Origin of the sequence: Glutamicibacter sp. FR1 (genome assembly GCF_047300825.1) — a bacterium.
In the GTDB taxonomy this organism is placed as follows: Bacteria; Actinomycetota; Actinomycetes; order Actinomycetales; family Micrococcaceae; genus Glutamicibacter; species Glutamicibacter nicotianae.
This window is the reverse complement of sequence record NZ_CP178602.1, coordinates 3,342,129-3,367,698: the sequence shown is the minus strand read 5'-3', so window position 1 is coordinate 3,367,698 and position 25,570 is coordinate 3,342,129. Positions and strand designations below refer to the sequence as shown.

General features: G+C 60.6%; 29 protein-coding genes and 1 riboswitch. Of the genes, 18 read left to right on the top strand and 11 right to left on the bottom strand.

From position 1 onward, the window contains the following. Positions 1–181 precede the first annotated feature (181 nt). From ACLQ8T_RS16230 to rplI, 8 genes are all read left to right on the top strand, one after another. Positions 182–1,462, top strand: a complete 1,281-nt coding sequence (locus ACLQ8T_RS16230) for a M18 family aminopeptidase (protein WP_204719727.1) — start codon at positions 182–184, stop codon at positions 1,460–1,462. 99 nt (positions 1,463–1,561) lie between these two features. Continuing rightward, positions 1,562–2,113 carry an LURP-one-related/scramblase family protein gene (locus ACLQ8T_RS16225; protein ID WP_413455298.1) on the top strand — a complete coding sequence of 184 codons (552 nt, stop codon included), beginning with the start codon at positions 1,562–1,564 and terminating at the stop codon, positions 2,111–2,113. Between the two features lie 140 nt (positions 2,114–2,253). Beyond that, complete coding sequence (locus tag ACLQ8T_RS16220; RefSeq protein ID WP_204719723.1) at positions 2,254–2,745, top strand: helix-turn-helix domain-containing protein; 492 nt, start codon at positions 2,254–2,256, stop codon at positions 2,743–2,745. A gap of 109 nt (positions 2,746–2,854) precedes the next feature. Further along, entirely contained in the window at positions 2,855–4,951 is a 2,097-nt protein-coding gene (locus tag ACLQ8T_RS16215) for an acyltransferase family protein (RefSeq protein ID WP_413455297.1), read from the top strand. A 170-nt stretch (positions 4,952–5,121) separates the two neighbouring features. After that, on the top strand, positions 5,122–5,418 hold the full coding sequence (gene rpsF / locus ACLQ8T_RS16210) for a 30S ribosomal protein S6 (RefSeq protein ID WP_038992775.1): 297 nt from the start codon (positions 5,122–5,124) through the stop codon (positions 5,416–5,418). A gap of 55 nt (positions 5,419–5,473) precedes the next feature. Further along, the gene (locus ACLQ8T_RS16205; protein ID WP_013350684.1) at positions 5,474–6,043 is read left to right on the top strand and encodes a single-stranded DNA-binding protein; all 570 of its coding nucleotides are present in this window, start codon (positions 5,474–5,476) and stop codon (positions 6,041–6,043) included. A gap of 62 nt (positions 6,044–6,105) precedes the next feature. Beyond that, positions 6,106–6,345 (top strand): 30S ribosomal protein S18, encoded by a 240-nt coding sequence (rpsR, locus tag ACLQ8T_RS16200; RefSeq protein ID WP_013350683.1) that lies wholly within the window; start codon positions 6,106–6,108, stop codon positions 6,343–6,345. Positions 6,346–6,362: 17 nt separating this feature from the next. After that, the gene (gene rplI, locus ACLQ8T_RS16195; RefSeq protein WP_038992777.1) at positions 6,363–6,821 is read left to right on the top strand and encodes a 50S ribosomal protein L9; all 459 of its coding nucleotides are present in this window, start codon (positions 6,363–6,365) and stop codon (positions 6,819–6,821) included. Positions 6,822–7,001: 180 nt separating this feature from the next. Here rplI and ACLQ8T_RS16190 read toward each other — a convergent pair whose 3' ends face one another. Then, entirely contained in the window at positions 7,002–7,367 is a 366-nt protein-coding gene (locus ACLQ8T_RS16190; RefSeq protein WP_413455296.1) for an SPW repeat protein, read from the bottom strand. Between the two features lie 309 nt (positions 7,368–7,676). On the opposite strand from ACLQ8T_RS16190, the gene ACLQ8T_RS16185 reads away from it, so the two are divergent. Next, positions 7,677–7,982 carry a helix-turn-helix domain-containing protein gene (locus ACLQ8T_RS16185; protein ID WP_413455295.1) on the top strand — a complete coding sequence of 102 codons (306 nt, stop codon included), beginning with the start codon at positions 7,677–7,679 and terminating at the stop codon, positions 7,980–7,982. Positions 7,983–8,187: 205 nt separating this feature from the next. Beyond that, positions 8,188–9,705, top strand: a complete 1,518-nt coding sequence (locus ACLQ8T_RS16180) for an acetyl-CoA hydrolase/transferase family protein (RefSeq protein WP_413455294.1) — start codon at positions 8,188–8,190, stop codon at positions 9,703–9,705. A gap of 128 nt (positions 9,706–9,833) precedes the next feature. On the opposite strand, the gene ACLQ8T_RS16175 is transcribed toward ACLQ8T_RS16180, so the two are convergent. The 5 genes from ACLQ8T_RS16175 to ACLQ8T_RS16155 all read right to left on the bottom strand — a co-directional run bounded on the left by ACLQ8T_RS16175 (position 9,834) and on the right by ACLQ8T_RS16155 (position 14,021). Next, complete coding sequence (locus ACLQ8T_RS16175; protein ID WP_413455293.1) at positions 9,834–10,892, bottom strand: PQQ-dependent sugar dehydrogenase; 1,059 nt, start codon at positions 10,890–10,892, stop codon at positions 9,834–9,836. Positions 10,893–10,899: 7 nt separating this feature from the next. Then, the gene (locus tag ACLQ8T_RS16170; protein ID WP_204719713.1) at positions 10,900–11,490 is read right to left on the bottom strand and encodes a dihydrofolate reductase family protein; all 591 of its coding nucleotides are present in this window, start codon (positions 11,488–11,490) and stop codon (positions 10,900–10,902) included. Between the two features lie 94 nt (positions 11,491–11,584). Continuing rightward, positions 11,585–11,863 carry a hypothetical protein gene (locus tag ACLQ8T_RS16165; protein WP_204719711.1) on the bottom strand — a complete coding sequence of 93 codons (279 nt, stop codon included), beginning with the start codon at positions 11,861–11,863 and terminating at the stop codon, positions 11,585–11,587. 118 nt (positions 11,864–11,981) lie between these two features. After that, entirely contained in the window at positions 11,982–12,398 is a 417-nt protein-coding gene (locus ACLQ8T_RS16160) for a PaaI family thioesterase (RefSeq protein ID WP_413455292.1), read from the bottom strand. 15 nt (positions 12,399–12,413) lie between these two features. Beyond that, positions 12,414–14,021, bottom strand: a complete 1,608-nt coding sequence (locus ACLQ8T_RS16155; RefSeq protein WP_413455291.1) for a long-chain-fatty-acid--CoA ligase — start codon at positions 14,019–14,021, stop codon at positions 12,414–12,416. A 376-nt stretch (positions 14,022–14,397) separates the two neighbouring features. After that, a riboswitch (SAM riboswitch) is annotated at positions 14,398–14,515 on the top strand. A 94-nt stretch (positions 14,516–14,609) separates the two neighbouring features. Here ACLQ8T_RS16155 and ACLQ8T_RS16150 point away from each other — a divergent pair. The 3 genes from ACLQ8T_RS16150 (at position 14,610) to ACLQ8T_RS16140 (ending at position 18,121) form a co-directional block, all read left to right on the top strand. Further along, positions 14,610–15,110: a flavin reductase family protein gene (locus ACLQ8T_RS16150; RefSeq protein ID WP_128470894.1), complete on the top strand. Its 501-nt coding sequence runs from the start codon at positions 14,610–14,612 to the stop codon at positions 15,108–15,110. Between the two features lie 856 nt (positions 15,111–15,966). Next, the gene (gene dnaB / locus ACLQ8T_RS16145) at positions 15,967–17,322 is read left to right on the top strand and encodes a replicative DNA helicase (RefSeq protein ID WP_038992790.1); all 1,356 of its coding nucleotides are present in this window, start codon (positions 15,967–15,969) and stop codon (positions 17,320–17,322) included. Between the two features lie 61 nt (positions 17,323–17,383). Further along, entirely contained in the window at positions 17,384–18,121 is a 738-nt protein-coding gene (locus ACLQ8T_RS16140; RefSeq protein WP_413455290.1) for a ZIP family metal transporter, read from the top strand. A gap of 88 nt (positions 18,122–18,209) precedes the next feature. On the opposite strand, the gene ACLQ8T_RS16135 is transcribed toward ACLQ8T_RS16140, so the two are convergent. Next, entirely contained in the window at positions 18,210–19,616 is a 1,407-nt protein-coding gene (locus ACLQ8T_RS16135; RefSeq protein ID WP_413455289.1) for an exonuclease domain-containing protein, read from the bottom strand. A 338-nt stretch (positions 19,617–19,954) separates the two neighbouring features. Here ACLQ8T_RS16135 and ACLQ8T_RS16130 point away from each other — a divergent pair, with 338 nt between their 5' ends. Together ACLQ8T_RS16130 and ACLQ8T_RS16125 are read left to right on the top strand one after the other, a co-directional pair. Further along, a complete protein-coding gene (locus tag ACLQ8T_RS16130; protein WP_413455288.1) occupies positions 19,955–21,337 on the top strand; it encodes an MFS transporter in 1,383 nt (460 codons plus the stop codon). Positions 21,338–21,350: 13 nt separating this feature from the next. Next, on the top strand, positions 21,351–21,539 hold the full coding sequence (locus ACLQ8T_RS16125; protein WP_413455287.1) for a hypothetical protein: 189 nt from the start codon (positions 21,351–21,353) through the stop codon (positions 21,537–21,539). Between the two features lie 10 nt (positions 21,540–21,549). On the opposite strand, the gene ACLQ8T_RS16120 is transcribed toward ACLQ8T_RS16125, so the two are convergent. Further along, positions 21,550–21,882: a GNAT family N-acetyltransferase gene (locus ACLQ8T_RS16120; RefSeq protein WP_413455286.1), complete on the bottom strand. Its 333-nt coding sequence runs from the start codon at positions 21,880–21,882 to the stop codon at positions 21,550–21,552. Positions 21,883–21,899: 17 nt separating this feature from the next. Then, positions 21,900–22,901, bottom strand: coding sequence for a pirin family protein (locus ACLQ8T_RS16115; RefSeq protein ID WP_413455285.1), 1,002 nt, complete (start codon positions 22,899–22,901; stop codon positions 21,900–21,902). Positions 22,902–23,070: 169 nt separating this feature from the next. Here ACLQ8T_RS16115 and ACLQ8T_RS16110 point away from each other — a divergent pair, with 169 nt between their 5' ends. The 3 genes from ACLQ8T_RS16110 (at position 23,071) to ACLQ8T_RS16100 (ending at position 24,370) form a co-directional block, all read left to right on the top strand. Next, the gene (locus tag ACLQ8T_RS16110; RefSeq protein ID WP_413455284.1) at positions 23,071–23,532 is read left to right on the top strand and encodes a MarR family winged helix-turn-helix transcriptional regulator; all 462 of its coding nucleotides are present in this window, start codon (positions 23,071–23,073) and stop codon (positions 23,530–23,532) included. Positions 23,533–23,617: 85 nt separating this feature from the next. After that, entirely contained in the window at positions 23,618–23,875 is a 258-nt protein-coding gene (locus ACLQ8T_RS16105; RefSeq protein ID WP_413455283.1) for a hypothetical protein, read from the top strand. Between the two features lie 54 nt (positions 23,876–23,929). Continuing rightward, entirely contained in the window at positions 23,930–24,370 is a 441-nt protein-coding gene (locus ACLQ8T_RS16100; RefSeq protein ID WP_413455282.1) for an SRPBCC family protein, read from the top strand. 3 nt (positions 24,371–24,373) lie between these two features. Here the strand turns inward: ACLQ8T_RS16100 and ACLQ8T_RS16095 are convergent, their stop codons facing one another. Next, entirely contained in the window at positions 24,374–24,757 is a 384-nt protein-coding gene (locus tag ACLQ8T_RS16095; RefSeq protein WP_413455281.1) for a nuclear transport factor 2 family protein, read from the bottom strand. A gap of 29 nt (positions 24,758–24,786) precedes the next feature. Further along, positions 24,787–25,551 (bottom strand): SDR family oxidoreductase, encoded by a 765-nt coding sequence (locus ACLQ8T_RS16090; protein WP_413455280.1) that lies wholly within the window; start codon positions 25,549–25,551, stop codon positions 24,787–24,789. Between the last annotated feature and the right edge of the window lie 19 nt (positions 25,552–25,570).

Sequence of the window (25,570 nt, the reverse complement as noted above, 5' to 3'; positions counted from 1 at the left end):
AAGTCAAGCTAAAGATATGGGTATATCTCAGGTTGCCAGCAAGGCTGGAGGTCCAGTCGGACACCAGCAAATGTGGTTCAGGCTACTAAGCTGGGAGGCAACTCGACTTTTCAGGCGGGAACCAAAACCTGAAGAACCGTCTGACAAACATCTCTTGACAGAAAGAAGTGAGCAACCAGCCATGGCACAAGCCGCAGCAATGGCCCACATTGCAGATCTGGCCGAATACGTCGCAACCTCGCCATCGAGCTACCACGCCGCCGCCTCGGCAGCGAAGCGCCTGGACGCTGTTGGATTCACGGCGCTGGACGAGAAGCAGGCGTGGAACCTTGGCCCGGGCTCCTACTACGTGGTCCGCGACGGTGCGATCATCGCGTGGGTGCAGCCAGAAGCTGCCACCGCAACGAGCGGTTTCCATATCCTCGGTGCCCACACCGACTCGCCGGGCTTCAAGCTCAAGCCGAAGCCGACCACTGGCTCCAACGGCTGGTGGCAGGCAGGAGTTGAAGTCTACGGCGGACCGCTGCTGAACTCCTGGCTGGACCGCGAACTGGTGCTTGCCGGCCGACTGGTGCTCAAGGATGGATCCGAGCACCTGGCCCAGACTGAACCGATCCTGCGCATTCCGCAGCTGGCCATCCACCTGGACCGCCAGGTCAATGAGGGCCTGGCATTGGACAAGCAGACCCACACCAATCCGATCTTCGGCGCCGGTGACCTTGCGGATGCCGACATCCTGGCGATCCTGGCGAAGTCTGCAGGTGTCGACCCGGCACAGGTCGCCGGCTACGACATCCTGACCGCACCAGCACAGCGCGGCGAGGTCTTCGGCGAAGGCAAGAACTTCTTCGCCGGCTCCCGCCTGGATAACCTCTCCTCGGTGCATGCAGGCCTGATCGCATTGATTGGACATTCGCGCAAACCAGCAGGCAACCGCATTGCCATGCTTGCCGCCTTCGACCACGAGGAACTGGGTTCGTCCTCGCGCTCGGGCGCCTGCGGCCCCTTCCTGGAAGAACTGATCAACCGCATCCAGGCATCCATGGGCGCAGGGGTTGAAGACACCGCCCGTGCGCTGTCGAATTCGGTATGCCTGTCTGCGGATGCCGGCCACGCGGTTCACCCGAACTACCCGGAGCGACACGATCCGGCCAACCGCCCGCAGCTGAATGCCGGTCCGTTGCTGAAGATCAACGCCAACCAGCGCTATGCCACCGATGCGGTCGGTGCTGCCGCATTCGCCAACTGGTGCGAGGCCGCTGGAGTTCCCTACCAGGAGTTCGTATCCAACAACCGCGTACCATGCGGTTCGACCATCGGCCCGCTGACCGCAACCCGGCTGGGCATCCGCACCCTTGACGTGGGTGTGGCGCTGCTGTCCATGCACTCCGCCCGAGAGATGTGCGGCGTCGACGACCCGTGGTACCTGTCCAAGGTCTCTAGCGAGTTCTTCGGAGCGTAGGCTAGGCATGGCATTGCGGAAAGCCGGCCTGCGGGCCGGCTTTCCGTGTCCCGGCTCGAACCTCGTCCGCCGCGCCTGATCGGTGGCATAATCGGCACCATGACGATCTTCAGCCAGGACACGTTGATCTTCCAGCAGACGAAGAACTTCTCGAAGAACGACTTCGCGATTCTGGATTCCTCCGGGATGCAAATTGCCCACGTAGATACCGGCGGAAGCACGCTGGGGCGCATGTTCGTTGGGGCTCGCGAACTTACTGTCTTCGATGGCCCGGATAATCCGGTGATCGTCGTCAAGGACACGATGACCATGGGCCGCGATCGATTCGAAATCCTTGACGGCAATGGTTCCCCGCTGGCCAGCTTGGTCAAGAGGATTACCTTCTTCAAGACAAAGGTCTCCATCTCGATGCTGGGCGAAGAGCTCGAGCTGTTGGGCAGCATCTGGGACTTCGACTTCCAGATCACCGGTCCCGGGGGAGTGCTGGGAACCGTGACCAGGGAATGGTCCGGAATGGGCAACGCGTTGATGGGGAAGTCAACCTACGCCGTGCGCTTGACCGAGAACCTCACAAGGCAGCAACGCCAAGCAGTGATCGGTTCGGTGCTGGCGCTGGATTTGATCCGTGAGAAGCAACAGCGCAATTCCTGACTGGACCGAAATAGTCGCTTCCAGGAATATTTCTTTTCATCAGGCCAACCTTGGTTTTAAGGTGCTGTCGTGTTGCAGTCGGTTAACTTTCGTGTTGATGTCGTGGTGCTTTCGTCAAGCCATTGGCTAGCGTTAGTGCCATGAATGAATCACGCATCGCACAGCTTCGCCGGGTCAAGGGCTGGACGCAAGAACGTCTAGCTGCAGAGAGCGGCGTTACTGTCAGAACAGTCCAACGGCTCGAAGCCGGAAATGACGCGAGCTTGGAAACTCTTTCGCTGGTCGCCAAAGTACTGGAGGTGCCGGTTGGAGACCTCTTCGCAAGCGTCCAAACCCCCAAATTCTCTGAGGCAGTGGATGGGCTCGAAGCTCGCACCCAAGCAGATCAAGAACGGCGGGATTCGGTCACGAAGGGGATCCTGCTCGTCTTCCGCGGGCTGGGCATCCTGGTCACCTTCGGCACGGTCATCTTGGCAACCACCGGCAACTTCGGCTGGTACATCTGGTTGCTGATCCCGGTCTACTGGGGCGTCGGGCAATTGCTGCTTGAAGCTGTCTTCCGGTTGAGTCTCGATTCCAAGCTTGATGCCAAGTACCCGTTGTCCAGGGCGAATCGGAAACTTCTGAGCTAGCGGTTTGTTCTGAAGCGGGAACCTCGGACCGCTCATGAGGTTCCCACGGGTCGTTAGAGTGCCTGTTGCCCGTTGATAACCTGCCGTTTACCCCCTGCTGGTCTGATCAATGACTATGAGTTCGATTTCCCTGCAGGTCAAGAATTTCCGTCCGGAGATCCAAGCGCTACGCGCCTTGGCGGTTCTGCTGGTCGTGGCCTATCACCTTGAGCCATCAGTGGTTCCGGGCGGCTATATCGGCGTCGACATTTTCTTCGTCATCTCGGGGTTCTTGATTACCTCGCACCTGCTGCGTGAGGCCGAACGCACCGGGCGGGTCAGCCTTCCAAGTTTCTTTGCCGGTCGCGCGAGGAGAATTCTCCCGGCAGCCATGCTGGTGATCCTCGCAGTGGTCGTGGCAAGTTTCCTGATCCTGCCTAAGACCCAGTGGGGCGAGTTGGGCACCCAAGCCATCGCCTCTGCCTTCTCGGTGCAGAACTGGGTGCTCGCCGCCGACTCCGTCGATTACCTGGCTGCAGACCAGGCTCCCGGGCCTTTGCAGCACTTCTGGTCCTTGGGCGTCGAAGAGCAGTTCTACCTGTTCTGGCCGTTGCTGGTTCTGGCCGCCTGCCTGATCGCCAAGCCAGGTACGGGCACCAGTGGCGGCGATGCCTTTGCACCGCGCCGCCGCATGCTCTGGATCATGTTCGGGGCCGTCGCGCTCTTGTCTTTGGGGTACTCTGCATTTGCCGGCTACTCAGGCAATAGCGCCGGATACTTCATCACCACCACGCGCATTTGGGAACTGGCCGTCGGTGGACTGCTGGCCTTGGCAGTGCAGGCGCACGCCAACGGAGCCTTGAAGCTCCCGGCGTGGGTTACCAGCTGGCCGACGAGAAACCTTGCCGTGCTCGCGGCCTTGGCAGCGATCTGCTTCGCTGCTTTCAGCTACAACGCCCAGACGGTCTTCCCGGGCATCGCGGCCACCATCCCGGTTCTTGGCTGCGCCGTGGTGATCGCCGCGGGCAGCACGCGGGGCCCTGGATCGTTGCATCCCTTGGTGAACTGGGCTCCCGTTCAGTGGGTAGGCCTCGCTTCGTATTCGCTGTACTTGTGGCATTGGCCGCTAATCGTGTTCTACATCGAACTGGCGGGCAGCGAGCCCGGGCCGATGCAGTCGCTGGCGTTGCTGGCAGGTTCCCTGCTGTTGGCCTGGGCCAGCTTGACGTGGGTCGAAACCCCGGCGCGCCACTTCCGTCCGATCGCCAGTTCGCCGGCCCGCTCCCTGCTTGCCGGGGCTGTGATGGTCGGGCTGGCGGCGTCCATCGCGCTCTTGCCGGGCACCATGCAGCAGCAAATTGTGGCAAAGGAGCAGCACGAGCTGGGTGCCATGATGCAAAACCCGCCAACTGGTTTCGGCGCGGCCTCCGTTGACCAGGGTGCACCGGCGTTCCTTGCCGGCCACCGGCAGGTGGTTCCGCTGCCGGCCACGGCCGCCGAAGACCAGCCCGAGCTGGGGGATTGCGTCCAGGAGCCGAAGTCCACGCAGATCAAGGGGTGCGAATTCGGCAGTGAGGATGCCAGCTACACCGTGGCGCTGGTCGGGGACTCCCACGCCGCGCACTGGTTCGAAGCCGTCAGTGGCTACGCACAAACCAAGGGCTGGAAGGTGGTGACCTACCTGAAGAATTCCTGCCCATTCTCCGACGCCCAGCGCAAGGCGGACCGGGATGGCAGCATCAACTGCGAAGAAGCCATCGACCAGACCATGGATGCGTTGACCTCGCGCGGTGACATCAACGCGGTGATCACCGCGAACTGGGGAGGTGCCACGTTCACTACCAATGCGGCACAGGGTCTGGCCACGACGTGGTCCGCGTTGGAAGACGCGGGCCTGCCGGTCTATGCCATTGTCGATACCCCGCGTCCACCGCAGAATTCCTATGCGCGGGACTGCGTAGAGGAAAACGTGCAGGATCCAGGCAAATGCTCCTTCCCTGAAGCGGGAGCCTACGAAAAGGGCGACGCCACTAAGCAGGCCGCCGAACTGGAACCGCGCGTCGAGGTGCTCGACTTCAGCGACTACTTCTGTGTGGACGGAACGTGTCCGGCAGTGGTGGGGAATGTGTTGGTCTACCGGGACAAGCACCACATCAGCGATACCTACATGCGCACCTTGGCTCCGATCTTCGGGGAAAGGATCGAGGCTGCCCTGGATTCCAAGTAGCCGGGCATGATCTAGGACACCAAGCCTTATGCAAGTTCGGGTCTCTCGGGTAGGATTGGAAGGTCTGTGCCACTGCATGCCCGAAAGTTGGGTGTCTGGTGCGCAGATAACGCAAGAACCTCCTGTTGCGGAAATACCGCGACCGTTTAGCCCAAAGGAGGTGGGTTCACATGCGTGCTTATGAACTTATGGTCCTCATTGATCCAGAGGTCGATGACCGCACCGTAGAGCCAACCATCGAGAAGTACCTCGAGGTTGTTCGCTCCAACGGTGGCACCATCGAAAAGGTTGATGTCTGGGGTCGTCGCAAGATGGCTTACGAGATCAAGAAGAAGGCAGAAGCCACTTACGTAGTGGTGAACTACACCGCAGAACCAGCCGCTTCCGCTGAGCTTGAGCGCCAGCTGAAGATCAACGAGCTGATCCTGCGCCACAAGGTCACCCGTCCGGAAGAGGCACGCGTTTAATTACGCGCAACCTTCCGTCGTAGGAATTAACGTTCAATCTTTCTAAGGAGAGTCAATGGCAGGCGAGACTGTTATTACCGTTATCGGAAACCTGACTGCCGATCCGGAGCTGCGTTTCACGCCGTCCGGTTCAGCCGTAGCGAACTTCACGATCGCTTCGACTCCTCGCACGTTTGACCGCCAGTCCAATGAGTGGAAGGACGGGGAAGCCCTGTTCTTGCGCGCATCGGTGTGGCGCGAAGCTGCAGAGAACGTTGCCGAGACGCTGACCAAGGGCATGCGCGTCATCGCCCAGGGTCGCCTGCGTTCACGTTCTTACGACACCAAGGAAGGCGAACGTCGCACCGTCATGGAGCTTGAAGTCGATGAAATCGGCCCATCGCTCCGTTTCGCGTCGGCCAAGGTCACCCGTACCCAGCGCTCCGGCGGTGGCAACGGCGGCTTCGGCAACGGTGGTGGAGGCTTCTCCAACGCACCGCAGCAAAGTGCACCAGCGCAGGCTCCGCGTCAGCAGCAGCCGCAGCAGGGTGGCGGATGGAATGCTCCAGCCGCTGACCCATGGAGCACCGGCGGAAACAACGGTGGCGGCTGGGGCAACCCGGGCGCAGACGAACCACCTTTCTAAACAATATTTATTCACCATCCCGCAGATCACTCTGCGGGCTCCAAAGCTAAAGGAGCTCCACGATGGCTAAGGCTGAAATCCGTAAGCCCAAACCAAAGTCCAACCCATTGAAGGCCGCTGACATCACCGTCATCGACTACAAGGACACCGCACTGCTGCGCAAGTTCATCTCCGACCGCGGTAAGATCCGCGCTCGTCGTGTAACTGGCGTTTCCGTCCAGGAACAGCGCAAGATCGCACAGGCAATCAAGAACGCACGTGAAGTTGCCCTGTTGCCTTACTCCGGCGCTGGCCGCGGCTAAGGAAGAGGGATAGCAAAATGGCAAAGATCATTCTGACTCACGAAGTATCCGGTCTCGGTGCTGCTGGCGATATTGTTGAGGTAAAGAACGGCTACGCCCGTAACTACCTGTTGCCACGCGGCTTCGCAATCGTCTGGACCCAGGGCGGTGAGAAGCAGGTGGAGTCGATCAAGGCTGCACGTGCTGCTCGCGCTGTTGCAAACCTTGAGGAAGCTCAGGAACTTGCAGCCAAGCTGAAGTCCCAGCCGGTGAAGATCACCATCAAGGCTGGCTCGAACGGTCGCCTGTTCGGCACCGTCAAGACCACCGACATTGCTGCTGCCGTCGAGGCTGCCGGTCTGGGCAAGATCGACAAGCGCAACATCGAGGTCAACGACCACATCAAGTCGACTGGCAACTACACCGCAACCGTCCGCGTACACGAGGACGTCGTTGCAAACCTGCGCCTGCAGGTTGTAGCTGCTGCCAAGAAGTAAGTCTTCCAGACTCCGCTTCTGATCAAGAGGTGGCGTGGGCTCCGCAAGGAGTGCACGCCACCTCTTGGCGTTAACCCTCCGGGTCCAGCCAAGGTCGAGTCGCATCCGCCGAGTGCCGGGATTAACGCCAGATGGCCGCGATGCTTCGACATCGCGGCCATCGATCGGGATTCCAGTTTCTCAGTGCGCCATCCGGGATCTGCCAGCTGCATGGTGCATATCCATGGCAGGGGAAATCGCGAGCAGGCCGGAGACGATGCCGACGCAACCGCAGATCCACGACATCCATGCGGCGCCGGAGAAATCGGTGAACGATCCCATCCAGGGCGAAGCGAACAGCAGCGCGCTGGCGATGGCCAATGCCCATTCCATGGAAACCAGTCGCGGCATCATGACGCTCCAAACACCGGTGACCACCATGAGCAAGCCGAAGACCAGCATCAGCGTCATCGAGGTGCTGGTTCCATCAAGCCAGGTGGTTGAAACCGCGACAACAATACCTGCCGCAACACTGACCCAGTCTTGCCACCGAGTCCATTTCTTCATTGCAAATACCTCCAGCATCCATCGCAGAGGGCTCTCCTTGGCGGGAGTCGATTTAAATGCAGGTTCGCGGTTGCCGACGCACAATCCGATTTCGGGAGCATTTTGGTAAAGGCTTGGCCGTCATCGTCGCATGTCCCTCTGGCCACTGGGCGATGCCAGCCTGTTTCCGATCCACCGTGGGTTTGCGCATAATTCACCAGATCGCCTTGTGAAAGGCGCGTCTGAAACGTTGGCATTGGATGCCCGGCCTCGTAGCCTCGAAAGTGAATGCGTTCTAAGCCAGCATGATCGAGAGAAACGGTGGAACAAATGGGTTTTGCGTATGCCGATCCTGAAGTCTTGACCGAGGCCCAACGCGAAGCCGTTGCAGAGCATCAGCGCCGTGTCCAGGTCGAGTCCCGGCGGCTGTCGTTACGTGCACTGCGCGAAGAAGCAGAGCTGAGCCAGGTTGAGCTGGCTGGCGCGCTGAAGCTGAGTGTCGACCGCATTGCCCGCATGGAGACCGGCGACCTGGATCGGGTCCAGTTGTCGACCTTGCGCCGCTACGCAGAGGCCATGGGCGCCCGCTTGCAAGTGCGGGCGATCCTCAAGGACATGCACGCCGAAATCGGCTAGCGATCCAACCGGCCCGCAACAATTGCCGCGCGGATTTTCCCGGCCGACCGGTCAGCGCAAATTGAGCCCAGCTCGTCGACAAATATGCCACCCATCGCGCAGAAGCGCCCGGTGAGGTCTGAGTCACTGCGCCGAACCCGCTAAAGTATTCCGGTGAGATGCAGGTTATAGACCTGCATCACAAGGAAGTTCCAAAGGGGTTATTTTGCACGAACGTATTCACCACCGGGCCTTTGCTGATCGCTTGATGAGCGCTGAGCAGGCTGCCGAGTTCATCAAGCCGGGCATGACCGTAGCCATGAGCGGCTTTACCGGTGCTGGATACCCGAAAGCAGTGCCCGGGGCACTGGCCGCGCAGATGGAGCGCCAGCACGCTGCCGGCAAGGACTTCAAGATCAACGTGCTGACCGGCGCTTCCACCGCCCCTGAACTGGATGGCGTATTGGCCAAGGCAGAGGGCATGAACCTGCGCCTGCCGTACATGTCCGATCCCGAGCTGCGCCGCCGGATCAACGACGGCAACATGGAGTACATGGACATCCACCTGTCCCATGTGGCACAGCACGCCTGGTTCGGCTTTTACGGCAAGATCGACCTGGCCATCGTCGAGGTTGTCGGCGTCACCGCCGAGGGCGCCTTGATCCCTTCCAGCTCAGTAGGCAATAACAAGACCTGGCTGGAAATGGCCGACAAGGTCATTATCGAGGTCAACAGCCAGCAGTCAGCGGCCATGGAAGGCATGCACGACGTCTACTACGGCACCGCGCTCCCACCGCACCGCAAGCCGATCGACCTGAGAACCGTGCGCGACCGCATCGGACAGCAGTACATGGACGTCGACGTGAACAAGATCGTCGCCGTCGTGGAAACCGACGCACCTGACCGCCTGAGCCCCTTCGCGCCAGTGGACGAGACCAGCGAGAAGATCGCGGATCACCTGCTGACCTTCCTTGATTCCGAGATCCGCGCCGGACGCCTGTCCGAGAAGCTGCTGCCTCTGCAGTCGGGCGTAGGCAATATCGCCAACGCCGTGCTGGCCGGCCTATCCCGCGGCGGCTACAAGGGCCTGACCGCCTACACCGAGGTCATCCAGGACGGCATGCTGGAGCTGATCAAGGACGGCACCATCGAGTTCGCCTCCGCCACCAGCTTCTCGCTGTCCTCGGACGGCATCGAGGAATTTAACCGCAACGTCGACCACTACCGCAAGCGCATCCTGCTGCGCGCCCAGGAGATCTCCAACCACCCGGAGATTATCCGCCGCCTGGGCTGCATTGCGCTGAACGGCATGATCGAAGCCGACATCTACGGCAACGTGAACTCCACCAACGTGCTCGGCTCGCACGTGATGAACGGCATCGGCGGTTCGGGCGACTTCGCCCGCAACGGCTACCTGTCCGTGTTCATGTCCCCATCCACCGCCAAGGGCGGCAAGATCTCCGGCATCGTTCCGATGGCCTCCCACGTGGATCACACTGAGCACGACACCATGATCCTGATTACCGAGCAGGGCCTGGCCGACCTGCGCGGGCATTCGCCCAAGCAGCGTGCGCAGACTGTCATCGACAATTGCGCCCACCCGGAGTACCGCCCGATGCTGCAGGACTACTTCGACCGCGCCTGCAAGGAGAGCTACGGCAAGCACACCCCGCACCTGCTGGGCGAGGCGCTGTCCTGGCATGAGCGCTTCCGGCAGACCGGAGACATGCGTCCGGCCAACTAGGCTGGCCCGAATCAAAGGCGGAGGGCCGGCACCACGGTGCTGGCCCTCCGCCTTTGCCGCGAGCGAGAACCAACTACGTGGATTCCTTGAGACAGAATTCGCGCGCTTGCGAGTTGCAGATGCGCGGCTTATCCAGTTGGCGAATGTGTTGCGACCTTGATGCGTACGATCTGATCATCTTGGGGAGCCGGATTGCCGCGGCCGTCGGTATTGCTGGTCAAGACCAGAAGATCCCCATGCTCGGAGAGCAAGGCATCGCGCAGCCTGCCATGTTCGCCCACCAGCAGTTCTGATTGGCTATCGGGCGATTCCAGACTGACGCTGCGCAAGAGCTGTCCACGCAGATTCGCGAGGTACAAGGTGTCGTCGACAATCTCGATTCCACTCGGACTCGCCTCGGACGGCGCCCACTGCGCGACCGGGTCAATGTACTGATCCGCCGTGCCAGCGGATCCCTCAACCAGCGGCCAGCCGTAATTCCCGCCGGCTTCGATGATATTCAGCTCATCCCAGGTGTTCTGCCCGAACTCGCTGGCGTACATGGTCCCATCGGAGCTCCACGCCATGCCCTGCACATTGCGGTGCCCATAGCTATAGACATGGGAACCTTTGAACGGGTTGTCTTCTGGGATGCTCCCGTCCGGTGCCATGCGCAGAATCTTGCCGCCCAATTGCTGGAGGTCCTGGGCTTGCTCGGGATCCGCCGCATCCCCGACGGAGGCATAGAGCATGCCATCGGGGCCGATAGCCAGCCGCCCGCCATTGTGGATGCTCGCCGACGGCAAGGCGGAGAGCAGCGTGCGCGGTGCCGAGAGCGAAAGGCTTCCCGTGGTGCCCTGCACGGTGAACTGCTGGATGCGGTTGCCTGATTCCGTGGTGGAGTAGGCGTACAGCTGATCGGGGGCGAGGAAGGCCAAGCCGAGCAACCCGCCTTCGCCCTGGGCTGCCACGCCATCGACCCGAGCGACTTCCTGATGCTGCCCGGAATCCAGGATTTCCAAGATGCGTCCCGAATCCCGTTCGCTGACCAGCAAGCTGCCTTGGGCGTAGACCATTGACCAGGGGGCTTCCAGACCGGTGGCCAGGGGAGCTGGCGTGCTGGCAGGCTGGTCGCTGGCGGTCGGTGCAGCGCACCCATTGAGCAGGAGCATGCCAACCAGCGTCCAAGGAAAGAGGATGCGAGGCATGGTGCTGCTAGCTGTGTGCTGGTTGATGGCGCGTCGGACGATAGGTCAACTCCTGGATCCGGCCGTCCAGCAGCTTGGAATCGACAAGTTCCAGGTCGTAGTCGTCCACCCCGCCAAGTACAGGAGCTGAGCCGCTGTGCCCGGTCAGCACGGGGAAGATGGTCACTTGGATGAAATCGACCAGGCCTGCCGCGAGCAGGGAATGGTTCATGGCGAGAGAACCGTGGGAGCGCAGCGGCACATCCGAGGTTTCCTTCAGCCGCGCGACGACTTCCAGTGCATCAGCGCGCTCCAGTGTGGGGTTGGGCCAGTTCAGAGGCTCTTCCAAGGTGGTGGAGATGACGGTGGCGGGCTTGTCGTGCAAGGCTACGCCCCACGCGTCTTCCACCTCGGGATTCATTTCGATTTCTTCCCAGAAGCGGCTGAAGAGGCGGAAGGTGTTGGCTCCGAAGACTACTCGGCATGCTCGCGTATACAGTTCGAGCCGATGGGCCAGCAGCTCCGGCCCTTGCTTTCCCCAATAGCCGCCCCAATCGCTTCCGGCACTGCCGAAGCCATCAAGGCTGCTGAACACATCGAAGGTATAGGTCGCGCTCATGGCGAACCTCCTGGAGCTCGGGCGTTAGATGCCACCTACCGTACGCCGGTGCTCGCAGAGGGAAAAGCAGTGACGCGGGATTCTCAGGGAACCGTTATGGACCCTGGACCACGGTGACCACGACGGATAGCAGTTGCACAACCAGCAGGCCGAAAGCCAGCGAGATGAGCGCCCATCCAAAGCTCTTCTTCAACGCAGCCACGATGCCTCCCAATAAGCCAAAGGCAGTGGGCAGGAGGAACATCCAGAGTGGTTTTGCCGTCCCCGTGTCTGCCCAGTCAATGAGGGCCAGGGCAGAAGCAAGCGCCAATCCCATCAGTACCCAAGTCCACAGCGGACATTTGCCGACGAGTATATTTGCGGAGACCTTCAATTGCGCACCTTCTTCCCGCCTTTGACAGTACTGCATCTGTGCATTGCGGGCGCACTACATGAAATGCACGCTCACTGTGCTGGACATGAAGCGCATCTTATGAATCTTCTGCTTGACGTCATTCCTTGGGCAAATCCACATTCTGGGTACGAAGCTGGCCACGGGAGAGCTGCTTGCCGGTGGCTTCATCGGTGATGATGACCTCCCAGAGCTGCTGGGTGCGCCCTTGGAACAGCGCGGTGGCGACCACCTGGACCCGCGCCCCGGTGGAGGGGCGCAGGAAGTCAGTGGCATTGTGCACTCCAACGGCGAATTGCCCGCGTTCGGCCACCGCATAGCTGGCGCCAACCGACCCTGCACTCTCGATCATCGAGGCGTACACGCCGCCATGGACCACTCCCCACGGAGTGTGGTGGTTCTCGTCCAATTGCGCGTGGCCGCGTACTTCAGTGGCAGAGATATCATCGAATTCCAATCCGATGCTTTCGCTGAATCGGCTGGTCTTGTCGGGAATCCGTGGTGCTGGCTTATCCAATTAGTGATCCTCGGGCTAGTTCGTCGTGCTGTCTTCGAGCGCCTGGGCGCGCAGAACATTCTTCTGCACCTTACCAGTGGAGGTGCGCGGCAGATCCTGCGGGAAGACGATGGTGCGCGGCACCTTGAATCCGGCGAGCTTTTCGCGGGCGAAGCCAATCAGGGTTTCGGCATCCAAGGTGGATCCGCTGCCGCGGATGACATAAGCCACCGGGCGCTCGCCCCATTTCTCGTCGGCGACGCCGATGACTGCAAGGTCCAGCACTTCTGGGTGCGATGCGAGGGCCTGTTCCACCTCGATGGTGGAGATGTTCTCGCCGCCGGAAATGATGATGTCCTTGGCCCGGTCGCGCACCTGGATGTAGCCGTCCGGGTGCATGACGCCGAGGTCGCCGGTGTGGAACCAGCCGCCATGGAAAGCTTGGGCGGTGGCGGCTTCGTCGCGGTAGTAGCCGATCATGACGTTATTGCCGCGCAGTACGATTTCGCCCATGGTCTGCCCGTCCGCGGGGACATCGTCCATGTTCTCGTCGACAATGCGCGCGGACTCGGCAGTGATCATGCCAACGCCCTGGCGGGCGAGCTTCGCTGCCCGGGCCGGCCCATCGAGCTCATCCCACTCATCCTGATATTCGCACACCGTGTACGGCCCATAGACTTCGGTCAGGCCGTACACGTGGACTACTTCGATGCCCAGATTCTGCAGCTTGGAGATGATGGCCGGGGACGGGGGAGCGCCTGCGGTGGTGATCCGCAATGGCGTATCAAGCTGATGGGCACGGGCTGAGTCGGCGATGATGGAGCAGACGGTCGGGGCGCCGCACAGGTGGGTGGTCCCAAGATTCTCGATGGCGTCCCAGACCGCATTCTCGCGCACGCCGCGCAGGCACAGGTGGGTTCCGCCCGCTGCGGTGACGGCCCATGGGGTGCACCATCCGTTGCAGTGGAACATCGGCAGGGTCCACAGGTAGCGGGTCTTGGCGGTGAAGCCCTGGTGGTGAGCTTCGCCCAAGGAATTCAGGTAGCTGCCGCGGTGCGAGTAGAGCACGCCCTTCGGCTTGCCGGTGGTGCCTGACGTGTAGTTGAGAGTGATCGGCGCCCGCTCGTCGGCAATGGCATAGGGAAGCTTCTCATCCGAGGCTTCTGCCAGCAACTCGTCCAAGGTGGCGTCGACTTGCACTTCGGGACGCGGTCCGGAGTACTGGTCATCGGTGATTTCAATGAGCGCTTCCAGCGTCGGGTTCTCCCGGCGCAGGGTCTTCGTATGCTCCAGCAGCTCGGTGTCGGCAAGCATCAGCTTGGCAGCCGAATGATCAATGATGTACTGCAGCTCGTGGGCCGAAAGGCGGGTATTCAGGGCAATGAGGACGCCGCCAGCCAGCGGCACGGCGTAATGCGCCATGAGCATTTCGGGAGTATTCGGTGCCAGCACGGCCACGCGGTCGCCCGGTTCAATGCGCGCCTTCAGCGCCTGGGCAAAGCGGTGCACGCGTGCTTCGAGTTCCGCGTAGGTGTAGCTGCGAGTTCCATGGATGACGGCGGTCTTCTTCGGATAGGCCTCGGTTGTGCGCTCAAGGAAACGCAGCGGGGTCAGTTCTGAATGGTTTGCCTGAATCTCTACCATGGTGTGGCTATTCCTCAATCGTCAGCGATGGTTACGGAGAACAATAAGAGGGAGTGTGACTCAATGCACTCCATGATCGATAGTACCATGAACCTCAGCGTCATGCGGAGAAACCAAGTTTCATTGCGGTGAGCGGTAGTGAATTCGCGACAGGCCTCCGGTTCCACGGGTAGAGCCGGGTCTTCCGCTGCAACGTGACCGGAGAAGGTCCGTAATGAAAGTTGCGTCGAAGGTCTCGGGCAAGGTGGATTTGGCGAATAAAAGACTGCTAAAAGGTTCATTTCAAGGCATTGGATCGAACGTTTCGTTGAATATTGCGATTTGCGAAGCAAAATGTTTGACGCTGCTTCGTAATCACCCATATTGTTTTAAGCAGAATCAAGAGCATCAGCTATAAGCCCTGGCTTGCTGATCGGCAACCCTCTCAACGGTAGTGGGGTGCTCCAGGTGAGGATTCGGTTCCACGCGAAAACGTGCTGGAACAAGTACCGCACACGGCGTGGAACTCCAACGCTGGCGGCTTCGAGAATCAAGAAGCTCCGGCGTGCGGATTATTGCGCGGTGGGCAAGACCCGAAGGAATCGAGCCATGTCATTGAATCTTGAACTTGACCCGTTGACCCTGCGCAAGGTTTTCGCTCAGCATCCGTCAGGCGTAGCCGCCCTCTGTGCAGAACTGGATGGCGAGAAAACCGGCATTGTGGCTTCGTCATTTACCGTGGGTGTTTCCCTCGAGCCAGCACTGGTGATGTTCGCCGTGCAGAAATCCTCGAATACGTGGCCAAAGCTGCGCAACGCTGGCCGCATCGGCGTTTCGGTGCTCAGCGAACGCAATGAAGGAGTGTGTGCTCAGATCGCGTCGAAGAACGGCGACCGATTCCGCGGGATCGACACCTATTCCTCGGAACAGGGCGCACTGTTCATTAACGACTCCACGCTGTGGCTGGAAACCTCGATTTACAACGAGGTCGAAGCGGGGGATCACTGGGTGATCTTGATGGAAGTCCACGGGCACCGCATCTCGAAGCACTCGCCGCAGATCTTCCACGATTCGCGCTTCCATTCACTGCCGGTCCCCGAGCTCGTCTAAGCTCTTCTGAACTTCCATAGCTTCGGCCAGATCAACATATCGATCTGGCCGAAGCTTTTTTGATTTCGAGGCCTGCGGAATCACTTGATCCCTGTGCCAATCGGAAAATTAGGCGCGATGCCTGTTGATCTCCGGGCACCCCGGCAGCAACCCTGGACTACATGCAGCCCATGCACTGCGGGCAAGTTCGACGTGTAATTGCACTTCCACTGCAGCTGATTGCCGGGGTAAATCGGTGGCAGTGGGCCAAGAGCCCAGTTACGGCTTCAAATTCACGCAACGCCACCTCGGCGACATCAAGTTATCCACGGCCCTGAGCGGTGAAATTCTTGTTGGTTGTGAACTACTTCGGGCTCGGAGCCTTGATAGCGAACATTAATCCGTGGTGACTAAGGGTTTTGCAAATTTAACAGTATCCACAATGTTATCCACAAAACTGTGGATGAAGTGTGGGGAAATGTGAACAAAGGAGCGAAAACCCCGGAAACTGGGCGATTGTGGGTGTTGATAACCTCGATGTGGTTGGCGTGACCTTCAATGAATTAACTTTCTTTCCACAAGTGTGAAAATACAAACAGACTAGTCAATTGATGTTACCGGTGTATAGAGCGGGGTAATCCACAGGGTTCTCCCCAGACTGTGAACAGGTGAGTCCACAGGTAGCGGTGTGTTATCCACATATTCTGTGGATAATGAGGTTTACGCCTGTTAATAACAGCCCTAGTGTTGGCTTCGGGAGAGAAATATCCACAGGCGCTTTACAGCTAAATGTCCGTATCGACTGACATGATGAAGCGTTGCCATGAGGGCAAGGAGAATTTTCCCAGCGGGTCAATAGGGGATGGAAGTGTCTGCAATGAGTGCTGAGCCGGTTTACGAAGGACGGGAATCCGACGCAGGGCGCAAGCCGCCACAGGATATCGAGGCCGAAATGTCGGTGCTCGGCGGCATGATGCTTTCCAAGGATGCGATTGCCGACGTCGTTGAATCCATCCGCGGCACCGACTTCTACCGTCCCTCCCACGAATCCATCTACGAGGCAATCGTTGACCTCTACGGCCGCGGCGAGCCAGCCGATGCGGTCACCGTAGCCGACTTGCTGACCAAGCGCGGCGAAATCTCGCGCGTGGGTGGCGCTGCCTACCTGCACAACCTCATCCAGCAGGTTCCCACTGCGGCGAATGCCGGGTACTACGCAGAAATCGTGCGTGAACGCGCAGTGCTGCGCCGGCTGGTTGACGCCGGTACGCGCATTGTCCAGATGGGCTATTCGCCCGATGGCGAGGTCGACGCAATCGTCAACGAAGCCCAGGCCGAGGTGTACAAGGTTGCCGAGAACCGCAGCAGCGAGGACTACGTGCGCCTCTCGGACATCATCGAAGACACCGTCGACGAGATCGAAAACGCGGCCAACGCTGGCGATGGCATCACCGGCGTGCCCACCGGCTTCTACGAATTCGATGAGCTGACCCAGGGCCTGAAGGGCGGCCAGATGATCATCATCGCTGCCCGTCCCGCCGTCGGCAAGTCGACCTTCGCGCTGGACTTCGCCCGTTCGGCTGCCATCAAGCACAACATGGCCACCGTGTTCTTCTCCCTGGAAATGGGCCGCAACGAGATCGCGATGCGCCTGCTCTCGGCCGAAGCGTCCATCCAGCTGCAGGACCTGCGCAAGGGCTCGGTGGAAGATGCGCAGTGGACCAAGATCGCCACGACCATGGGCCGGCTCAACGAAGCCCCGCTGTTCATCGACGATTCGCCGAACATGTCCATGATGGAAATCCGCGCCAAGTGCCGCCGGTTGAAGCAGCGCAACGAGCTGCGCATGATCATCCTCGACTACCTGCAGCTGATGAGCTCGGGCAAGCGCGTGGAATCGCGCCAGCAGGAAGTCTCGGAGTTCTCGCGTAACCTCAAGCTGCTGGCCAAGGAGCTCGACGTGCCGCTGATTGCCCTGTCGCAGCTGAACCGTGGATCCGAGCAGCGCACCGACAAGCGTCCCATGGTCTCGGACCTGCGTGAATCGGGCTCGATCGAGCAGGACGCCGACATGGTCATCCTGCTGCACCGCGACGACGTGTATGACAAGGAAAACCGTCCGGGCGAGGCCGACGTGATCATCGCGAAGCACCGTGCAGGTCCGACCAAGACCATCACCGTAGCGTTCCAGGGCCACTACTCGCGCTTCAACAACATGTCCAACGAGGGCTAGTCCCAGTCAGAACTCATATGGCACCTACTAAGCCAGCTCATTGCTGGCTATAGTGGGTGCCATGTTCGCTTCGTTGCAGGCTTTGCTTTGGGGCACCGTGGCCGGATCCGCCCTGCTGCTGGGGTCCGGTGCTGCCTGGTGGTTGAAGATCCCCAAGGTCTGGGTCAGCGCAATCATGGCTTTCGGCGCCGGGGTCCTGATCAGCGCACTGGCCTTCGAACTGGTGCTCGAAGCCTATGGCACCGGTGGCCTTGGTGCGACGCTGGGCGGAGTGATCGTGGGCGCTGCCTTGTACTTCGGTGCGAACCGGCTGCTGGCCTGGCGGACCGGAAAGCGGCAGGCGCAGCGCGCAGGCGAGCAGGAATCATCAGGATCAGCGCTCGCTGTCGGTGCGCTCATCGACGGCATTCCCGAATCCGTGGCTCTGGGACTGACCGTCGTCGCCAGCGCAAGCATTAATCCGGCAATGCTGATCGCCATATTCATTTCCAATGTCCCCGAGGGCCTGGCGAGCACCGCCCAGATGAAAGCGTCCGGAAAGAAGGGATCCTCGATCGCGTTGCTCTGGGGCTCAATCGCCATCTCCTGCGGCATCGCGGCCTTCCTCGGGGCGCTGCTGCTGGAATCCATGCCCGGCGAGGTGCTGGCCTTCGCCACCGCCGTCGCTGCCGGAGGCATCTTGACGATGATCGCCGACACCATGGTTCCCGAAGCCTACAAGGTGGAGCACGACTACACCGGATTGCTGGTGACCTCTGGCTTCCTAGCGGCCTTCAGCCTGCACGTGATCGGCGGCTAGGCGAAACCTGAGATCATGGATGCATGCCCCTGAACCGCAGCAGCCAATCAACCGAGCGCGCCGAGTCCCCACATTCAAATCGTGCATTCTATTTTCTTTTTGCAGCTCGGAATGCATAGAAACAGCCTGTTCCCAATATCACCGAAGAGACGAGAAATGTTGTCCCAGCGGCTGCGTCGAAGCTGTAACCAGCTGCGGTACAAAGTAGCGCGAACACCGTAGCAATGGCGAGAATCCACGCCATCGCGACGAATGCAACTCGACTGACTGTGCGTCGGGGTGAACTCGGCGTTCGCGTCTCGCTTGCTGAGTTGATTCTGGGGTGCGTCGAGACTGGACTTTGGAAGTTGTCCAAGGGTTGGGTTCGTGATGGGACACCGGAATTCTGAGGGGCTAGACGTGGGACATCTGAATTTATTGGATCGGTCGTTGCAGTAGACGCTGGATCATCGATGCCGTTTCCATTATTTGCTGGAACTGCAATCGACTCTTGGGTTGACGATGAAATATGTGGTGACAAGGGCCGCGTTATCTGAGCGTCGATCCGGTTAGCCTCCAGCATCGAAGGTGGCGCCATCCCTACGGCAATGTAGAACTCAGCCTCGCTCATGATTCGGATTTTCTGTGTTCGTTCCGTGATGTACTCGTAGGCTTTTCGGGCCTTCGTAGTGCCCCTGCTAAGGTTAAATCCAGGCGCGTGAGGGTTCTCACCGCAAATCACGAGAATCGTTGTTTTGCGTGTAGTGCTCAATTGGACGTTTGCACCGAAGCTCGCCGCCAGTTGGAATGCTTCCCGCCTGCCAAGTAACTCGAAACCTCCGGTGATGGTAAGTCCCTGACCAAATAGTTCATTGGTGGGATCTGCATCCAAATTGGGTTCTGGCAGATCACCTTTTTTGATCGAGGGTTCTGAGGAGTATGGTCGGCCAGATGGGGACAAAGCAGTTTTCCGAGGTGTGACCGTGTCTAGATCTACCCATGAGGACACACCTGCGCGTTGAGCGAGCGCCAAGACAATCTGTGCGCAGACAGCAGCATCGGATGCTGCATTGTGATGATCCAGGCCAGTGATTCCTAACGAATCTGCCACTGATGGCAGGCTGCAGTCCTCAAGGCCTAGGTGTGCCTTGGCTAAATCACGGGAACAGATCCATAGGAAGTCGCCAAAATCGACGCCTGACCATTCGGAAGCTTGCCGCCAGACGGACTTGTCGAATGGTGCGTAGTGGGCGACAACAATGTCATTATCGATGAAATCACGGATACGAGCAGCCGACTCGACCCACGAGGGCGCGTTGGCTACATCAGCTTCTGTGATGTTATGAATCGCTATGTTTCTCTCTGCAAAGGTGGTGAACCCGTTAGGAGGTTTGATTAGCCAAGAAGCGTGGTCGACGATTTTGCCGTTTCGAACTTTTGTCATGCCAACGGAGCAAACCGAAGCGCGTTTGCCGTTTGCGGTCTCAAAATCAACCGCTGTGAAGTCCAATCCCATAGCATTCCTCCGAGATCAAATAGCGTTCTCTTTCAGTGAATCATCAGCTTCTGACTGTCGGGGCCTTAATAGTTGAAAGTTACAAGAACGTTATCAATGTCTACGCGTGGTCTCATGTGCAAGTTCTTCATTGAGGCCATGGAGAATTAGGACGTGAGCTGTTGGATAGGAACGCTATTCTGCGCTGAACTCTTCCGCCCGCATCGTGAGCGTGATGCTAGCCGTACCGATTGACCCGTGGAGCACGACTACACCGGATTGCTGGTGACCTCTGGCTTCCTCGCGGCCTTCAGCCTGCACGTGATCGGCGGCTAGGCGAAACCTGAGATCATGGATGCATGCCCCTGAACCGCAGCAGCCAATCAACCGAGCGCGCCGAGTCCACCATCTATGCTCCGCAGTATCTTGCCACCACCCTTGGCATGTTCGTGCTCGTCTTCCTGGTCGCCTTCGAATCCATGGCCGTGACGACGGTGATGCCTCTGGTCAGCGAGCTGCTGGACGGTGAACGCTACTTTGCGTTGGCCTTTGCCGCGCCGATCGCCAGCGGCATGCTGGGGATGGTGGCCGCCGGAGAGGTCACCGACCGCTGGGGGCCGAAGCACCCGCTGTTCATCGCCGTTGCCGTTTTCTGCGTTGGGCTGCTGATCTGCGGCTCAGCCGAGAACATGCAGGCCCTGATTGCCGGGCGCATCCTGCAGGGAGTCGGCGGCGGCGCGATCACCGTCGCCATCTATGTGCTCATTGCCCGGGTGTACCCCGGGCACCTGCACTCGAAGATCTTCGCCCTGTTCGCTACCGCCTGGGTTATCCCGGCGATGATCGGCCCCTGGATGGCGGGCCTGATTGCGGTGCACCTCGGTTGGCGCTGGGTGTTCTCCGGCGTGGCGGTGCTGGTGGTTCTCGCGTTTTGCGGGGTCGTGCCGGCGCTGAAGACTCTGAGCTCGACGCGCAATCCTGACCTGGGGCCGATTTCCGCCAAACGGCTGGTGCTGGCTGGCCTGACCGGGGTGGCTGTCATCTGCATGAACCTGCTCGGAAATACGCAGGGCCGCTGGTCCCTGATCGGGTTGATCCTGGCGCTGGCGGTGGCCCTGGCCGCGGTTCGCCCGCTGCTGCCCAAGGGCACATTCAGCTTGGCTAGGGGACTGCCGTCCACCATCATGACCCGCATCTTCGTGGCCGGTGCCTTCTTCGGCGTGGAAGTCTACCTGCCCTACATGCTGCGCGAGGATTACCACTTGGGCCCCGACCGGGCCGGCCTGATCCTGACGGCGTCGGCACTGTGCTGGTCGGTGGGCTCATGGCTGCAGGGAAAGCTGGGGGAGAAGGTGGAATCCTCCACCTGCATCACCGTGGGGGCGATTGCCGGCTGCGTGGCGATTTCAACCGCATTGGCTACCGCGGTCTTCCATCCGCCGGTGCTCGTGCTGGTGGGCGGATGGGCTGTGGGCGGCTTCGGCATGGGCATGATCTTCCCGAGGCAAAACGTGAACATGCTGGCCCTGTCCGCCAAGGATGAGCAGGGATTCAACTCATCGGCAATGACCGTGGCCGACTCCCTGGGCAATGCCGGGGTCACCGCCATCGGTGGCGTCATCTTCGCAATGGCCGCCACCGGCATGGGGTTCATCTCGGTATTCAGCTTCAGCCTCTTGCTGGTCCTGGTCCTGATCGCCATCTCACCGCGCACCAAAGCTGTTGCGCGGCCTGCAGCCTGACTACGCTGGGGTCATGGGCACCGAGCTTCCGAAAACCAGCAACCCCGCGGCCAGGGCCTTCGAGCAGGCGGGCATCACCAGCCTCGAGCAGGCGGGGCAGGCCGGCGCCGCGGCGCTGCTCGCACTGCACGGCGTGGGTCCGAAAGCCATCCGCATACTGAGCGAAGAGCTGGCCGCGCGCGGCCTGGAGATGAATCCTTGAACTGCCCGGATCAGCCGCGCGGCAGGATATCCAGGTGGTGCTTTTCCGGTTCCGCCAGATGCTCCGCGTACTCGGTGTGCTTGGCAACATAGGCCTTCACATACGGGCAGACCGGAACGATCCTGGCGCCGCTGGCGATGGTGTTCTCCAGCGCGAATTTCACCATGATGCCGGCCAGCCCTTGCCCGCCATATTCCTCATCCACGGTGGTGTGGAAGAAGATCCGATCGACTCCTTCTGAACCGTCGAAATCGCGGTAGTGCGCCGCGCCGATGATTTTCCCCTCATCGTCGAGGGCGAAGCGCTGGCGCTCGGGCAGGAAAACTGGCTTGATATCGCTCATGGAAAGCTCCTTGGTGGCTAGGCTGGGTTCGCCCGCGGGCGAAGGCGAACGGTGGGAAGTGCCGGGGCCGGCAGGGCTGCCGGAGTATCGGGCGGGAAAGGCCCGAAGCGGTCCTCGGAGGCGTCCCCGGGTTCCGCCCCGATTTCGGCCTGCCACTGTGCACGGAAGGCGAGAACTTCCTCATGGGTGCGGCCCACGAAGTTCCACCACATCAGGATGTCTTCCTTCAGCGGTTCACCGCCGATGAGCAGCGCCAGCACTGGCTGGTCGCCGGACTTCAGGTGCAGGGTCTTGCACCCGGCACGCACGAATCCCAGGTCGCGCGGGGCGAGATCATGGCCGTTGACTTCAAGGCTGCCGGAGTCCAAGAGGATCCCGTGCTCATGGTGCTCGGGAACCACCACCTGGATTTCGGTATTCGGCGCAAGGCGCAATTCCGCGCCGCCGAGCTCGGTGTGGGTCTTCACCGGGGAGGTGGAAGATTGCCCAGCTACCGCGTAGGTTCCCAGGAACACCGAAAGCGACCAGCCCTCGGCGGTCAGCGGTTCCGGGCGGTAGTTCTCGAAAGTGTGCTCCATGTCCCGCGCATGATCGGGCAGCGCGGTCCATAGTTGGGCGCCGTGGAGGATGGTGGTGTCCTCGGTGAGGATTTCCGAATGGCTGATTCCGTGGCCGGCGGTCATCAGATTGACCTCGCCAGGGCGCACGGTTGCCTTGAACCCGGCAGAATCCATGTGGTTGATCTCGCCGGTGAAGAGCCAGGAGACGGTCTGCAATCCGGTATGCGGGTGCCGGGGCACGTTCATCCCGCCGGTGACCTTGACGTCGTCCGGACCGTAATGGTCAAGGAAGCACCAGGCGCCAATCAGGCTGCGCTGCTTTTGCGGCAGCGTGCGGAAGACAGTCATGGCCCGCGGGCCACCCAGCGGCACTTCGCGTGGCTCGAGGATTTCAACCTCTGCTCCGGAGCGCAGTGCATGGCAGTCGATCTCCTGCGGACTCTGCTCGAGATTGCTCATAGGCCAAGGCTATTCACTGCCGCCCGTTTTGACTACTCGCTCCGCTATTTTCCATATCGCCGGAAGCCATGCCATTCCACTGTGCGTGCTTGGGCCCGGCCGCGAAGTTTTCGGCCGGGGTACGATCGATGCAGTGGTATTAGGCATCTTTCAAGGAGCTTGCATCAACGTGGACAGTGCAATTCTTCGCGACGAAGATCTTCTCAAGCTGGAAAAGCAGGTCTGCTTCGGCCTGGCCGTGGCCTCGCGGTCGGTGATCTCGGCGTACAAGCCCGTGCTGGATCCGCTGGGGCTGACTCATCCGCAGTACCTGGTGATGCTGGCCCTCTGGGATCTGGGACCGATGAGTGCCAGTGCCCTCAGCGGGCACCTGCATCTGGATCCGGGAACGCTCTCGCCGCTGGTCAAGCGGCTGGAAACCGCCGGGCTGGTAGCCAAGACGAAAAACCCGGACGATGAGCGGGCAGTGGTTATCCAGCCCACCGAGAAGGGCACAGCGCTGCGTGCCGAAGCGGTGAAGGTGCCCCGTGAGATGATGGCCCGGCTTGCCCTCTCGGAGAAGGATGTCGTGGAGCTGCGCAGCATCCTGGACCGCATGATTGCCGCTGGTGCGAACGCTCCGAAGAGCTAGGGCCAATTTAGTTGGTGCACCAACTAATGACGTATGATTGATGTGCCAGCACTTGCATGTCAGATGACCGAAGAGGACGACGATCATGGATGAATCACCCCTGCCGATCATTTCCGATACCACCGGACTGAGCGTCGGCTACCGCATTTTCTGGCGCCTGAAGTACCTGGGATTGTCGATCTTCGGTCCTGCCGAGCGCCGCGTCCTGGCCAGCCCGCGCGAGCGCATCAAATGGGATCGCGCAGTGAAGGTCATGCGCGCCCATGAAGCCGCCGGAACCCTGCCGGATGAGCAAACGCTGTACGCCGTGAGCCGCATGGAGCCCCGCCGCCCGCAGGGGTAGCCCGCGCAGCTGAGCCCGAAGGCGGGCCGCGGTAGAATTGAACCCATGGAATCGATGACTGAGCTTGTAGTCGCCCGGCAGTTTTCCGCACCGAAGAACGCCGTCTGGGCTGCCTTTGTCGAACCGGAAATCATCGCCCAGTGGTGGGGGCCGGAGGGCTGGCTGGTCGAGGACGATTCCGTCGTCTTCGAAGCCAAGGTCGGCGGCCGGCATGAGCTGAACATGGTGCAGGCAGGGAACCCGGAAGCCAGGGTGCCGCTCAAGGCGGTGCTGACCGCCTTCGACGAGTACGAGTGCCTGGCCAGCGCCGACGGCCCGCACGAAATGACCTTGGACCTGGTAATCGAGACCCGCATCGAATTCAAGGAATTCGCCGGCCAGACCATGCTCACGCTGACCCAAACCCCCTTGCCGCATGAGGTGATCGAGTCCAGCACCCAGGCATGGCACTCGGCTTTCGCGAAGCTCGAAGCGCTGCTGGCAGAATACTTCTAGGCCCTACTGCGCAGCAGCGGAAGAAGCGGCGAAATAGCTGCGCACGCCGACCAGCTTCGCTGCCTTGCCTGCCGAGGCGAACCGCAGCACGTGGCTGAAGGGAGTATCCCTGCCGCCACTGGTGAAGATCCCGTCCGCGCTGCCTTCCTTGCCGTGGGTGAGGATGCTCAGGAAGAGCACCCTGCTGGTCTCGGGGCGAGCTTGGACCCACTGTTCCACCGCGTCGCGTCCATGCAGGGCCTGCTCGCCCGGGAACTCCCACACCACATCCTCGGCAAGCCACTGGCGCAGTTCTGCCAGGTCTTTGCCGTACAGCGCAGCCAGCAGCCCCATGATGATCTGATGGCGCGGGGCGTTGCCGCAGGTCGCCGGGGTCTCAACTTCCATGCCAGCTCCTCCTGGATGATGCCCGCGGCCTAGCCTCGCCCGATGTAGGGCATGCCGCCAGCGGTGATGGTGAATTGGTTGATGGATGTCCCCAGTGGAACCCCGGCGATGTAAGCAATGGCTTCAGCGGCTTCGGACAGCGGGAAGGTCGGCTCGACGAGCCGATGGCCGCTGGGCTGCAAGGCGCCCTGGGTGGCGCCGAAATCATCGAGCAGGTCGCTGGCGGTGTTGCCGATATCGATCTGGGTGGCCCTGATCCGATGCTCGCGCCCATCGAGTTCAAGGCATTTTGTCAGGCCTGCGATGCCGTGCTTGGTGACGGTATAGGCAACGGAGTTCACGCGCGGCACCTGGGCAGAAATCGACCCGTTGTTGATGATGCGTCCCCCGCCGTTGGCCTTGAAATGGGCGAACGCCGCCCGGGCGGCATTGATGGCCCCGGTGAGGTTGATCCGGCACACTTCATCCCATTGGGCAGGGTCCAGCTCGTCGATGGCTGCCGGGGGACCGAAGATCCCTGCATTATTGAACAGCACGTCGACCGATCCGAAACGCTCGGCGGCTGCGGCAAACAGCTGATCCACGGCCTGCGGATCACTGACATCGGTGGGGACCACCAGGGCGGAGCCATGTCCTTGCGCCGTCTCGTGCAGCTTCTGCGCGGTGCGCCCGGCGAGTACCACATTCCATCCCTGCTCCAGCAGCAGGCGGGCGGTGGTGCGGCCGATGCCTGATCCTGCACCGGTGATGACGATGGTGCGCGGGGCGTGCGGGGCGTTGGATGCTTGGGACATCAATTCTCCTTGCGGAAAT

Excerpts from the sequence above, each read along its gene's own strand:
- ACLQ8T_RS16230 (WP_204719727.1), top strand. The coding sequence starts at position 182 with ATGGCACAAGCCGCAGCAATGGCCCACATTGCAGATCTGGCCGAATAC.
- ACLQ8T_RS16225 (WP_413455298.1), top strand. The coding sequence starts at position 1,562 with ATGACGATCTTCAGCCAGGACACGTTGATCTTCCAGCAGACGAAGAAC.
- ACLQ8T_RS16220 (WP_204719723.1), top strand. The coding sequence starts at position 2,254 with ATGAATGAATCACGCATCGCACAGCTTCGCCGGGTCAAGGGCTGGACG.
- ACLQ8T_RS16215 (WP_413455297.1), top strand. The coding sequence starts at position 2,855 with ATGACTATGAGTTCGATTTCCCTGCAGGTCAAGAATTTCCGTCCGGAG.
- rpsF (WP_038992775.1), top strand. The coding sequence starts at position 5,122 with ATGCGTGCTTATGAACTTATGGTCCTCATTGATCCAGAGGTCGATGAC.
- ACLQ8T_RS16205 (WP_013350684.1), top strand. The coding sequence starts at position 5,474 with ATGGCAGGCGAGACTGTTATTACCGTTATCGGAAACCTGACTGCCGAT.
- rpsR (WP_013350683.1), top strand. The coding sequence starts at position 6,106 with ATGGCTAAGGCTGAAATCCGTAAGCCCAAACCAAAGTCCAACCCATTG.
- rplI (WP_038992777.1), top strand. The coding sequence starts at position 6,363 with ATGGCAAAGATCATTCTGACTCACGAAGTATCCGGTCTCGGTGCTGCT.
- ACLQ8T_RS16190 (WP_413455296.1), bottom strand. The coding sequence starts at position 7,367 with ATGAAGAAATGGACTCGGTGGCAAGACTGGGTCAGTGTTGCGGCAGGT.
- ACLQ8T_RS16185 (WP_413455295.1), top strand. The coding sequence starts at position 7,677 with ATGGGTTTTGCGTATGCCGATCCTGAAGTCTTGACCGAGGCCCAACGC.
- ACLQ8T_RS16175 (WP_413455293.1), bottom strand. The coding sequence starts at position 10,892 with ATGCCTCGCATCCTCTTTCCTTGGACGCTGGTTGGCATGCTCCTGCTC.
- ACLQ8T_RS16170 (WP_204719713.1), bottom strand. The coding sequence starts at position 11,490 with ATGAGCGCGACCTATACCTTCGATGTGTTCAGCAGCCTTGATGGCTTC.
- ACLQ8T_RS16155 (WP_413455291.1), bottom strand. The coding sequence starts at position 14,021 with ATGGTAGAGATTCAGGCAAACCATTCAGAACTGACCCCGCTGCGTTTC.
- ACLQ8T_RS16150 (WP_128470894.1), top strand. The coding sequence starts at position 14,610 with ATGTCATTGAATCTTGAACTTGACCCGTTGACCCTGCGCAAGGTTTTC.
- dnaB (WP_038992790.1), top strand. The coding sequence starts at position 15,967 with ATGAGTGCTGAGCCGGTTTACGAAGGACGGGAATCCGACGCAGGGCGC.
- ACLQ8T_RS16140 (WP_413455290.1), top strand. The coding sequence starts at position 17,384 with ATGTTCGCTTCGTTGCAGGCTTTGCTTTGGGGCACCGTGGCCGGATCC.
- ACLQ8T_RS16135 (WP_413455289.1), bottom strand. The coding sequence starts at position 19,616 with ATGGGATTGGACTTCACAGCGGTTGATTTTGAGACCGCAAACGGCAAA.
- ACLQ8T_RS16130 (WP_413455288.1), top strand. The coding sequence starts at position 19,955 with ATGCCCCTGAACCGCAGCAGCCAATCAACCGAGCGCGCCGAGTCCACC.
- ACLQ8T_RS16125 (WP_413455287.1), top strand. The coding sequence starts at position 21,351 with ATGGGCACCGAGCTTCCGAAAACCAGCAACCCCGCGGCCAGGGCCTTC.
- ACLQ8T_RS16120 (WP_413455286.1), bottom strand. The coding sequence starts at position 21,882 with ATGAGCGATATCAAGCCAGTTTTCCTGCCCGAGCGCCAGCGCTTCGCC.
- ACLQ8T_RS16115 (WP_413455285.1), bottom strand. The coding sequence starts at position 22,901 with ATGAGCAATCTCGAGCAGAGTCCGCAGGAGATCGACTGCCATGCACTG.
- ACLQ8T_RS16105 (WP_413455283.1), top strand. The coding sequence starts at position 23,618 with ATGGATGAATCACCCCTGCCGATCATTTCCGATACCACCGGACTGAGC.
- ACLQ8T_RS16100 (WP_413455282.1), top strand. The coding sequence starts at position 23,930 with ATGACTGAGCTTGTAGTCGCCCGGCAGTTTTCCGCACCGAAGAACGCC.
- ACLQ8T_RS16095 (WP_413455281.1), bottom strand. The coding sequence starts at position 24,757 with ATGGAAGTTGAGACCCCGGCGACCTGCGGCAACGCCCCGCGCCATCAG.
- ACLQ8T_RS16090 (WP_413455280.1), bottom strand. The coding sequence starts at position 25,551 with ATGTCCCAAGCATCCAACGCCCCGCACGCCCCGCGCACCATCGTCATC.